Source organism: Verrucomicrobiota bacterium (genome assembly GCA_016871535.1).
Lineage (GTDB): Bacteria > Verrucomicrobiota > Verrucomicrobiia > Limisphaerales > SIBE01 > VHCZ01.
Genome location: VHCZ01000183.1, coordinates 1 through 12453, shown reverse-complemented (window position 1 = coordinate 12453; position 12453 = coordinate 1). Strand labels below are relative to the sequence as shown.

The window sequence follows — 12453 nt, the reverse complement described above, 5'->3', positions numbered from 1 at the left end:
CGGCGCAACCCGAAGGGCGGCAGTTCTTTTTCGCCAGACTTCGTTGCTTGCTCCTTACAGATCCACTTCGGGATATGCTCGTCGCTCGCGCCTCGTCTGGCCGAAAAATCCCTTGCCGCGAACGTGAGCGTATTTATGAAATGGACCACTAAGCTACTGCCGCTTTACTGATCAGACCGTGGGATAGAATACACTTTGTTGCGTCGCATTTAGGCTCTGACGCGACGAAGGAGAATATCCCTGGTGGATCTTCGACTGAGGAGCAACGAAGCCAGATCCCAAATGCGGCGCAACCCGCAGGGCCAGGGGTCTTTTGGCCAGCCGCTTCGTCGCTCGCTCGTTGTGGATCGCAGGGATCCACCGCCTCGCGCGCTCCTCGCGGCTGGCCAAAAGACCCCTGGCAAAGTCTATTCTTTCCCACGGTCTGATCAGTAAGGTCCACCAATCCACTACTCCACCGCTCCACACTCCGATACTCCGACACTCCCGAACTTGGCAGGCTGGAAGCCTGCCCTACATCAAAATGGAAAGGGCGCGCTCATTGGGCGCGCCCTTTCGTGGGAGGTCCCGTTTGTGTGTAGCTTGGGATTTACGGGGAAAGCGTGCGGTAGAACCGCTGCTCGATATTCGTCGTCTCAGGATCGAGGAACTGGCCGCGGCCCTGCGCACTGCCGGTCGCGGAGCCAATATCCGTCCAGGTCTTCAGATCGTTTGACGCCTGAATCTTGTAGGTTCGTCCCGGTGAAGCCGGGAATTGAACCACAACGCCGTCTTCGATCTTGATGATTGACAGCGCGTCTTTCCGGCCTTCATCAGCGAGCACGACCGTGTTGTCCCTTCGCGTCGGCTGGAGATTGAGGAGCTGCAGATCTCCGCTGCCTCTTCGGCTGCCTAACAGCGCGAACGCGCTCGACTCGACGTTGATCCCTGGGAGACCCTCGGCTTTGATGAGGACGTAATCCACCTCGAACACCGAGATGCCGTTGATGCTGCCACCGGTGATGCCGGCAAACAATCCTGACCCGGTTCGAGGTGCTGCTGCCGGATAACGATCCCATCGAACTTGCCAATCGGCCGGTTCGGGGGCTGTGCCGTCTGCAAGCCAGGCCTTGCCAAAAGCATCCGCCTGACCGGTGCCGAGATTCACTTCATGTCGCAAACGCAGCCAGTACCAGGTGTTGGTCACCCAGCGGTTTGTGCCCACGGGCCGGAAGTCGAAGCCCGGTCCCCAGGCGCGATTATCATCCAACAGCCGCACGTGACGGCCATTGATCGAGACTCCACCGGCGTCCTGATTCAGGTCACGGAAGTGCAGGTTGATCCCCTGGCTGTTGGTGTTGATCGCTGTTCCGATGCCGGCTCGAGCCGGATCGCCCGTTCCAAACTCAAGGACTCGGATTCGAGCCAGGACTTCCTGGGTCGTTGAACTGTACGGCCCTTGATACACAAGGTGATTTGGATCGCCCGCCGCGCTCACTACTCGCAACACACCGTTGGTCAGGCTGTAGATGTTCGGCGACGGACCGCGCCGTATCCAATTCGGATTCAGCGTCGGGCTGCTGAAATCATCCTGATAGCCGCTGACCACCAAGCCGAAGTCCGACGGGACCGCCGGATTCGTGTCGATCAGAATGCGCGACCGGACGCGGATCGGGTTGCCGGCGACGTCTTGCACGTTGTTCACAGTCAAGATGTGGAACTGCCCCGCCGCGAGAGCGGTGGTGGTCAGATCAACCGAATTGGCCGTGGCGCGCGTGACGGACCGCACCGTGACGTTGTTGTTGATGGCGTAATTGGCCGCGTTGGTCGCAGTGTTGGACACCGCTTCCGAGAACACGACGGTCACCCGGTCCGTTCGAGCGTATGAACTGGCGGAGACCAGCGTGGGGGCAACCGTGTCGCGCGTGACTGTGACCACGGCGTCCTGACTTGTCGCCACAGCACCGGGAATGCTTAAGACAACGCGGTAAGTAGCGGTGTCGGCCACCTTGAGAGGCGGCGTGGTGAGGGACGCGTTTGTAGCGCCCGGAATGTTCGCACTGTTCCTTTGCCACTGATAACGCACGGGCTGCGTCTTGGACTGTCTCGTCACTCCTTGGGCGGCGACCGACAGCGTGACTGTATTGCCATCGCTGACCGCCACACTCTGCGGCTGCTGTTGGAAGTTAATCGACGCGCCCGCCGGGTTGGCTGCCGTGGCGAGGAATTCTCCCGGGATCACCGGCGCGCCATTCGCGGGAACGGGCTGGCCCGGAGCCCTCCAGGTGACGCCAAGGTGGTCGCCTCCGCCGCCTTCTTTCATGAGCGCTTCGACATAGTATCGCTTCCCGGCCACAAGCGGGATGGGGGCCGAGCGATTCTCCGGGTTCGCGGCGTTGCGCCGATCCGTGACGACCCATTGCCGGGCGCCGTTCCAGGCCGGTTCCTGGGCAATCAGCTGCCGGTTGCTCGGACTCTCGTCCGAACTGAGGAACAAGTGGCACTGATCGTCGCCTGAGATGTAGAACACATAATCACCCGTGGTTGGCGGGATGATAAACCCGGTGAGCCGAACGCCGTAGTTGTCCGGAGCCCCCCCCGAGGACGGCGTCTCAAAGGTTGCCGCCAGATCGATCACGTCCGGGCTGTTGGGGAATTTCGGATTGTTGGTCAAATCCGAGACCAGCACGCCGCCGATGTTGTTATAGACTTCGCGCAGCAAGTATCCGCTGGCGGGAACCCAACTGGTGAAGCGACCGATGCTGTTGGCCGCGTTGCGGCCGGAGGTCGAATCTCTCACGCCTTTGGCGGTCACCGTGTACTCGATGCCAGGCTGCTGGGGCGCGGTCGTGAGAACAACCGTCTGGCTGTCCGCTCCAAGTTTGGCCGCGACCACGTTGAGGCCGGCGACCGAATAATTCGCGGCGTTGTTCGCGCTGGCGGGATCGAGCGGCTCATTGAACGCCAGCGTGGCCTCGGTCAGCGACGGGCCACCAGAAACGGAGATGAGAATCGGCGGAGTCGTGTCCGGCAACACCTTCACGGTGGCAGGGTCGCTCGCCGCCACGCTGAAGGCGTTGGTCACCAGCACGCTGATGAAGGCGGTTTGGTGCGCCAACGTGACCCGCGGAATCGTGTAGGTTGCGCCGTTCGCTCCGGCGATCGCTATGCCGTTGTTGTACCATTGATACCCGTAAGGCGGCGTTCCAACGGCCGCCACGGAGAAGGTGGCAGGCTGCGATTCCGTTGCCGTCGCCGTGACCGGGTGGGCCGTGATTTCGACCGCGCCCGAGGCGATGGGCGACGACAACTGCGATCCTGGGATGGATTCCGTGTTCGGCGGGTTGCCAGTCACGGCTTTTTCGCGGACGGCGACCTGGAGGAAATCGCCTCCAGTGCCCTCCTTCAGATAAGCCTCGACCCAGTATTTCTGCCCGCCGTTCATCGCGATTTCGGGAGAGACACGCGGTCCGCCGGCGGCCGTCGCTCCGTAATTGTTGCAGCACGCGTCTTCGCGCGCGACGAGCACTTTCTTCGTTGGATCTTGGCTGGTCGCGTTGTTCGTGCTCATCCAGAGTTGCGAGGCGTCGTCGCTGCGGATGAAGAACCGATAAACGCCGTTGGACGGCGGGATATAGTACCCGGCGATCCACGCGCCATAGCCTTCATGGCTGTCGTTCGGATAGACCGAGCGCGTGTTGAATTCGGACATGAAGAGCACCTCATCCGCCTGGCCGCTGCGGAATTTCGGGTTGTTGATCAAATCCGCAACGCTGTTGCCGGGGATGCCATTGAACGCCAGAAAGGCCAGGAGGCTCTGGGACGTGTTGAGACTCACCGTGGTGGGATTCGGCGCAATCTTGTTGGGCACAGCCGCGCGATCCGTGACGTCCTTGATCGTGAGGGTCAGCGCACGGCCTTCCGGGATGTCCGCGGTGGTCAATACGACCGTCCGGTTATCGCGGCCCGGTCCGGCGGCAAAGACGTTGATTCCGCCGCTGACGGAGTAATTGGCCGGATCGAACGCCGTGTCCGCAATCGGCTTGGAGAAGACCACGGTGACACCGTTCGGATTCCCGCGCGTTGTCGCGGAAACCACCGCCGGCGCGGCCTTGTCTGCCGTCACGGTAACTTTGGCGCCCTTGCTGGTCACGTTGCCCACCGGGTTGGTGACGCGCACGGTGAACACCGCGCCATTGTCGCTCATCGCGACTGGAACTGTCAGCGTCCGGCTGGACGCATCGGCGATGGCAGCGTTGTTCTTGAACCACTGATAAGAGAAAGGCCGCGCGCCGTTGGGTTCAACGGAGAACGTGGCCGTTGTATTCTCGGTGACACTGGTGTCAGCCGGGTCGCGCGTGATGGCCAGGGTTGGATCTTCAGTATCCAGCCAGCGAATCGCCGCGTCGAACAAAGCGGCGGTCGCGGCGTTGGCGGCCGTCGGCGAGGCATCGTCGAGGACGAAGCCCAGGCGCCGCTCTGCGGCCCGGCGTCCATCAAACAACACGTCGCCTTGCTCGTATCCAAAGATGACCGCCTGGGTGTCGCTGCCGACGGAACGTGCGATCACGATGGCATTGGGAAGCGGAATGCCCCAGGTGGTCGTCTGGGCCGAGGTGAAGATCACGTTCGTGCCCGCCGGCAAGCCGGCCGCGAGCGGATGGCCCGCGCGGATGATGTTGATGGAAGTCTGGGTCGCGGTGGTGCCGAATTCGGTGGAAGCGGTGCCCGTCATGCCCAGATCATCGTAGTTCGCGCTTTCGTAGTTCATGAGCGGCACGGCGGTGTCGCGGAACTTGTGGACGCCGCCAGACAGCATGTCACCCGAACTCACCGTAGAAGAAACGACGATCACGGACATGCCCGAGGCATGACCCGTCGTAACTGCCGGGGCCGTCACGCTGGTGACCTTGTAGCCGAGCGTAACCAAGCGGTTCGAGACGACACGGTCGCCGGCCGAAGGCGTCGCGCCAGTGACGAACAAGGCTTGCTTCGGTGCGAGATCGCTTCCGCCCGCTTTGATCGTGCTCAGGCCGTCCGCTTTGATCATGACGTAGTCCACGTCGAAGACGGACACGCCGCCCGCGCTGCCCGCAGTGATTCCTGCAAAACCCGCCCGGACGGTCGCAGCCGGGTATCGATCCCATGTGATTTGCCAGTCCGCTGGTTCGGGAACGGTTCCATTGGCGAGCCAAGCTTTGCCGAAGACATCCATTCGGCCGCTCGCCAAGTCCGGCTGCTGCTTCAGCCGCAGCCAGTACCAGTTGTTGGTTACCCAGCGGTTGGGTCCTACGGGCCGGAAATCAAATCCAGGCCCCCAGGCGCGCAAATCGTCCAGCGTCCTGATGTGGCGGCCGTTGACCGTGGTGCCGCCGTCCGTTTGATTTGAATCGCGGAAATGCAGGTTGATGCCCTGGCTGTTGGTCCCGACACCGACTCCGATGCCGCCGCGAGGCTGATCTCCGTTCGGCCCAAAATTCACGATGCGAATGCGGGCCAGCACTTCCTGATTCGTCTGGTTATAGCCGGCGACTTCGTACAAGAGATGGTTGGGATCGCCCGCGGCGGTGCTGACGCGAAGGTAACCGTTGGTCACGCTGTACACGTTGGTGGCGCCTCGCGCAACCCAGCCGGCGGGTAATGAAGATCCGCTGAAGTCCGTTTGGTAAGCGCTGAGCAACCGGCCGAATTCTGCGGGAGCCGCCGGGTCGTTGTTGATGACCAGTTGGGCATTCGCAGCGATGGTGTTCGGTTTCTCCGCCAGATCCTGGATGCTATTGATGGTCAGGCGAAGCCCATCCGTCGGCAACGGGCCGCTGGCGGCGGGAGGTCCGCTGCTCGGAGTGACGAGTTGGACGGCATTGATTGGCGCGCGCGGCGTGCCGCTGAAACCGAACGGCACCACCGTCGTGGCCTCAATCCGAATCGCCGAAGCCCCTAATCCGGAAAATAGGAGGTAGGTACCGGCGCCGTATTGCGGCACGGGCAGGATCGGAACCTGCACCAAGCTGTTTGGATTGGCCGGTGATTGCGCGAGCACGTAATCCTTGAGCACCGCCCCGCTGGCGGCATCGACGATTCGATAAGCTCCGCCACGGGCCGAAACGCCACCCAGGGTGTACACATAAACGTCGTAGCCGCCCGAACTCAATTGTGGCGGGAGGTTCGATATCGTCACGCTGGTCGTGGTAGTGTTGCCGGTGTCGAGGTAACCGCGCATGAGCACGCGGTTGGGACTGTTGGTTGGGAACGCGTTGTTGTTCTCGGTGCGGCCGGCTGCCGCGAGGTTGGCCCAGGTTCCATTGGACGCCCAGATGACAGAGGTGTCCACAGGCTGGCTGCTGCCAGAAATGTCCACGACCACCTTATTCGTCGATCCATTCTGGCCGTTCAGGTTGTTCCAATTGGCCTGAGCCACCGAAGCCACACCGGCGACGTCCTTCGGCGTCAAACTGCTGTCCTGCTCGTTCGAGCCGAAGTTCAAACCCAGCTTGTACGGCCGCGACGGCACGATTTGCACCGCATTGATAGGCGCGCGGAAGGCCGTGGTGCCGAAGCCGAGGCCACCCGCCGTCGTGGCTTCAACCACGATGGTGGGAGCGCTAAGGCCGGCGAACACGATGTAAGTGCCGGTTCCGACTTGGCCGGGCGGCAAGCCCACGGGCACAGCCACGTGGTTGGTCGGATTGGCGCTGGCTCCTGCGATCACATACCCCTTCAGCACGGCCCGGGTCTTGCCATCCAGGATGCGATAGCCGCCGCCCTTGTTCGGCACACCGCCCAGGATATACACGTAAACGTCGTAACCGGCACCCGAAGTCAGGGCGGGCGGGATGTTCCCGATGGTGATCGCCGTGGTTGAAGAGGCGGTCGTGTCCAGGTAGCCGGTCATCAGAACCCGGTCGGCGCCATTCGTGGCGAAGCGGTTGTTTTCTTCCCCGCGGCCCGTCGAAGCCCAGGTGTTGTTCGAATTCCACTCGACGTTGACCGGCGTGGCTGCGGCGGTGCCTCCGACGTCAGCGACAATCTTGTTCGTGGAACCGGTCTGGCCACCCAGGTTGTTCCAATTCGCCTGGGCGATGGAAGCTACGCCGGCAATGTTCGTCGAAGCCAGGAGGCCTCGTGCTTCGTTCGCGCCGAAGTTCAACCCAATGCTGGGTGGAGGCGCTGGAGCCGCTTTCAGTTCGAGCCCAAACACCATGTCCGAACTGGTGGTGTTATTCTGATGAACTTCGGCCGCCAATACGTTGTCACCAACCACAAGCGCGCTCGAAGGAATCACAAACGGCCCCTCGTACCTGTTTTCATGGTCGCTGGGCACAGCGACCGTCGAGGAGGTGATTGGCCCTGTGGCGGGAAGGAAGAACCGGTGCACCTCCTGGCCATTCAGATAGAGCGCGACACCGTCATCCACGACATGGCGGATGATCAGCATCGTCGTCTGCGGATCGCCGTTGAAGGTAAAGTGCGTGCGGAAGTAGTCCGTGATGATGTCGTTCGCGGTCGAGCCCGGCTTCCTGCGCACAAGCTGAGTTCGAATCGGTTCCGCGGTGGCGCCAGTTTCAAATGCCAGGAGCGCCTTCCCGATTCCCCAGGATCTATCGTCGAAGTTCTTCTCTTTCCAAGAGGTGCCCAGGTCGTTGCCGGTGTTTTCGTACCGCCAGTTCTGTATCTCATTGATCGCAATGAGCGTCGTCTCGGCTCCCGGCGCCGGTTTGTCGAAAGGCGCCACTGAACCATAACTCAGGCCGACGCGCAGTTCATCGACCAGCAACTCAGCATAAGGCCGGGTGGCCTGGGTGTTTCCGGCAAACGGGCGGATTCGGTTGAAGGAATAATCAAAGGCGCCAGTGGATTTGGCCTCGGCGCTGGCGATACTGGGTTCGGCGTCCAGCGAAGGATTTACCCAGAGGTAGGCATCATCGTTGCCGTCCTTGAAATCAACCCGCACCACTACAAAGGAAACCTGGTCCATGGCCGCCAGCGATCCCCGGCGGTTGGCAAGCGAACCGTCCGGCAGCAGCGCCCAGGTGTTGGTCGGCGCGCCCGAACTGCCGCCGACCGCAAGCTGCTCTGAACTGGCGGCCAGGGTCGAATTGAAGAGGGAGACGTTCGCCGCCCGCGGATAGATATTATTCGTTTCAGCGGCTACGAGATTGTTGGTGGTGCGTCCGATGCGCGCGCCGATGAAGCTGAACCAGGCGGTGGTGCCGGAGTTGGTCAGCACACTGGGCAATTCGCGGAACGGCTGGGCCGTGTTGTTCGTTCCAGTAAAGTAGGCTCTACCGCCCGAAGTCACCAGAGTGTTGCCGCGCGCATCCGTGTAGGAAAGACTCCCAGCTTGAACCAGGGAACTGTTTGCAGGCGAACCGTTCGTTTGCCAGGCGGCCCCCCATCCTGTGCCGCCGGTTTTGCCGGGGATTTCGCCCGCCGGGTAGTCGAAACCTTCGTAAGCAAGAGGAGCGGCAGGGGTGGTCCCAGCCGGCGCACCCGCGGGAGGTGTGGTGGCGGCGGGCGCCGGCGCCGTGGTGACAGCCAACTCAACCTTGTTCGGCTCGATTCGCGTCGCGCTCGTGACGCGCACGCCATTGTTGAGCGAATAATTGTCAGTCTTGGTCGCGGTCGCGACGCTGACCGGTTCGGAGAACGTCACGGTGACTTTGTCCGTCCGGGTGTAGGTGTTGGCGCTGATCAGCGACGGAGCGGTGGTATCCGGCGTGACGGTCAATGTGGCTTCCTGGCTCAAAACCTCTTTGCCTGGGATCATGAGCAAGGCCCGGTACTTCGCTCCGTTGTTCGAGGGAGTCGCCGCCGTGGAATAGGAACTGCCATTGGCGCCGATGATCTCCACGCCGTTCCTTTGCCACTGGTAAGCGATCGGATGATCGGTTGAAGTGAGGGTGACGGCCGTGGCAGCTACGGAGAAGGTGGCGTTCGCTCCACCCCCTTCGGTCATGTTGACGCTTTGCGGTTGCTGGGTGATGGTGATTGACGCGCCGTCCGGGTTGGCAAATGAACTGAGGTAAACTCCGGGAATGAATTCGACGTTCGGGGGGTTCCCGCTGATGGCTTTCTCGCGGAACGCGACTTGGACATAATCGCCGCCGGTCCCTTCTTTTAGCAACGCTTCGATGTAATAGCGCTGTCCGGCGGTCAACGCGATGTCCGGAGAAACGCGGGGTCCACCGGCGGCGGTCGAGCCGTAGGCGTTGCAGCACGCGTCTTCCTTCGCGATCAACACTTTTCCGGAAGCGGCGGTGCTATTGGCGCTGTTGGTGTTCATGAACAACTGCGAAGCGTCGTCGCTGCGGATGAAGAAGCGATACAGGCCGCTGGAGGGAGGCGTGAAGTATCCGGAGACGCGCTCGCCATTGAGTTCGGGGACGTCATCGGTCCGACTGTTAAACGAGGTGATGTATCGGGTCGAATCGGGCTGGTTGTCCACGAACTTGGGCACTTTGATCAAATCCGCAACCGTGTTGCCGGCGATGTCGTCGAACCTTTCGGCGAGCAAAACTCCCCGGCTGAGAACCCACGCGGAAAAACTTACTTCCGTGCCGGGGTCGATGGGGGTGACGGCAGCGGTGGCATCACGGACGCTGAAAACGAGGAGAGTATAGGTCGCGCCCGGGGTTTGCGGAGTCGTGCTCAGGACAACCGTGGTGCGGTCCGCGCTGAGTTTGGCGCCGGTGATGCCCAGCGCCGCAGGGAAAAAGGCGTAATTCGGAAGGTTCGTCGCGGTCGCAGGCAAAAGCGGCTTGGAGAACTTGATCGTCACGTCGGTGAACGTTGTGCTCCCGGTGACGGAAACGATGGTGGGCGCCGATTTGTCTTCGGTGACGGTCAATTTGGCGGCGCGGCTCGTGACGTTCCCGGAGGCGTTGGTGACGCGGACGGAAATGGTCGCTCCGTTATCGCTGAGGTTTGGCGCGAATGTGAGGGTCCGGCCGGTTGCGCCTTCGATGGCGGTGTTGTTCTTCAGCCATTGAAAGGAGAACGGCCGCGCGCCGTTCGCTTCGCAGGTGAAGGACACGGACCGCGTTTCGGCGACGGTGGCGTCGGCGGGTTCACGCACGAAGACGGGGGCGGGATTGGTTGGATTGGCCCAGCGGACGGCGGCGTCGAACAGCGCGATCAGGTTGGTATTGGCAGCCGCAAAGGTGTTGCTATCCAGCGGGACGGCGATGCGTCGCTCGGCGGCGACGGTTCCGCCGAACAAAACGTCGTCGCGCTCATACGCGAAAAGCACGGCCCTGTTGTCGTCGCCCACCTGGCGGGCGATGACGATCGCATTGGGCAGCGCGACTCCGTACTGGATCGTCTGGGCGCTGGTGACGATGACATTGGTGCCAAGGGGCTGGCCCGCAGCCAACGGGTGGTCCGTTCGAACGATATTGATCGAGGTTTGCGAGCCTTGCGAGCCGAAGCGGCCCGCGGCAGTGCTTGTCATGCGCAAATCGTCCAGGTTGGCGCTCTCCCAGTTGATGACCGGCACGGTCGAGGCCAGGTATTTGTATGCGCCGCTGGCCAGCAAATTGCCGGAACCGACCGTCGAGGAAACGACGATCAAATCATTGGTGGCAGCCTGGGCGGTGGCGGAAGCGGTGTCGAGGACCGCTTGCACGCGATAGCCCAGGGTCGCGAGGCGATTGGAGATCGCCAGGTCACTGGCGTTCATCGTCGCGCCCGCATAAACGAAGAGCGCGCGAAGCTGGGTCTGTGCCTGGGCGTGGGCCGGCCAAACCGTCGCAACCAGAATCGCTGCGCTCAAAAGCGCGGAGGCGAGCCTGGGCAAAAAAGATTTGGTTGCATTGACCGAGGGGGATTTCAGGGATGTTGTGCACATATGGTTTCCTCACAGTTTTTTGTCTGGGGATAGACAAAAGCTTCCGAACAACTGGGTAGGCGACAGATTTCGCAGGGCAGCATATCTGGGTTTACGCCGAGACTTACTACTTGAGTACAGCCTGTTCGTCTCTGGGAACGGGGCGTATGACATCACACGGTCTTAAAAAAAGCAACAGAATTCTTGCCGCGCGGTCCGGTGTAAGGTCGGTTCCATGAGAGGGATTCATGCGAAGGCGGACTGCGACGGAGTGACGGAGGAACGGGGTGTCGGGGTCTCGGAGTATCGGAGTGAGGGAGTAATGGAGTGTTGGAGTGTTGGAGTATTGGAAATTGCATCACTCCAACACTCCATCGCTCCGTTACGCCGATACTCCGTTACTCCGTCACTCCCCCACTCCACCGCCCCAACTCAGCCTTCAGCCGCTCCAAAGGCAGGCCGACGACGTTGAAGTAGGAACCAACCACGTCTTGCACGAGCGCGTCGCCGCCTTCCTGGATCGCGTAGCCGCCCGCTTTGTCGAGGGGATTCATGGAAGCCAGGTAGCGATCGATTTGTTCGAGAGTCAGAGGACGAAAGGTCACTTCGGTGATTTCGGCGAAGAGCCGTTCGCGCCGGTGCCGGAGATGGATCATGGAAACGCCCGTGACGACTTGATGCGTGTCGCCTTGCAACACTTCCAACATCCGCCGCGCTTCGGCGAGATTGGCGGGCTTGCCGAACAGTTTGCCTCGCAGGGTCACGACCGTGTCCGCGCCCAGCACGAGATAATCCGGATAGCGTTTGGAGACGGCCCGCGCTTTTCGGTAAGCGTTGATCTGGGCGAGTTCCGACGGGGTCAGTTGCTCCTGGAGAACCTCCGCCGCGTTGCTGGAAACGACCTGGAACTCCACGTCCAACCGGCGCAGCAATTCGCTTCGCCTCGGCGAGGCTGAAGCGAGGATCAGTTTCGGGAGAGCCATGCCCGCAGACAACCAGAACCTGGCGTTTCCCGCCATCCTGATTTATTCGTAACAATTCAGTCAGGCATCACGAATGAACACGAATCGACACGAACAGATTCTGAATTTGAAGATTTCGTAAAAATGTCTCTCGGATTTTTAACCACGGATGGACACGGATAGACACGGATGTGGATGCGTTCCTATCCGTGTGAATCCGTGTGATCGGTGGTTAACTTTCGAATCTCTTTGGCTAGGATTGAGCTTTCGCGCCGTTTCCGCAGCCCGCTAGTGACCTTTTCGTGAACTCGCCATCACTGCTCCAACTCCGTCCGAATTCGTGCTTATTCGTGTTCATTCGTTTCGGTAGGGCGAGCCTGTCTCAGCGAGCCGAGTCGGACGTGTTCCAAGCACGTGGAGCGGCTCGCCGGGACGGACTCGCCCTACCGAGTTCAGGGTCCGTGAGGAAGGCTCACTAGCGCAGGAAGCTTCCCATGAACCGTTCGACGTTCAACGTTCGATGTTCGATGCGAGCGAGAAGTGCTTGGGAACCTGCCGTGCCCCTCACGGTAAGGCGAGCCTGTCCCCAGCGAGCCGGACTGGACGTGTTCCACACTCGTCGAGCGGCTCGCCGGGACGGACTCGCCCTACCGAGTTCAGGGTCCGTGAGGAAGGCTCACTAGCGCA

The 12453-nt window shown here is 61.2% G+C and carries 2 protein-coding genes; both read right to left on the bottom strand.

Annotation, left to right across the window (positions count from 1 at the left end):
* Nucleotides 1–589 precede the first annotated feature (589 nt).
* Nucleotides 590–10825, bottom strand: a complete 10236-nt coding sequence (locus FJ398_19855) for a hypothetical protein (GenBank protein ID MBM3840176.1) — start codon at nucleotides 10823–10825, stop codon at nucleotides 590–592.
* Between the two features lie 377 nt (nucleotides 10826–11202).
* Entirely contained in the window at nucleotides 11203–11823 is a 621-nt protein-coding gene (maf, locus tag FJ398_19850) for a septum formation protein Maf (protein ID MBM3840175.1), read from the bottom strand.
* Between the last annotated feature and the right edge of the window lie 630 nt (nucleotides 11824–12453).

Bases quoted from the DNA above. Each gene is read 5' to 3' on its own strand.
- FJ398_19855 (MBM3840176.1), bottom strand. From the start codon at position 10,825: ATGTGCACAACATCCCTGAAATCCCCCTCGGTCAATGCAACCAAATCT.
- maf (MBM3840175.1), bottom strand. From the start codon at position 11,823: ATGGCGGGAAACGCCAGGTTCTGGTTGTCTGCGGGCATGGCTCTCCCG.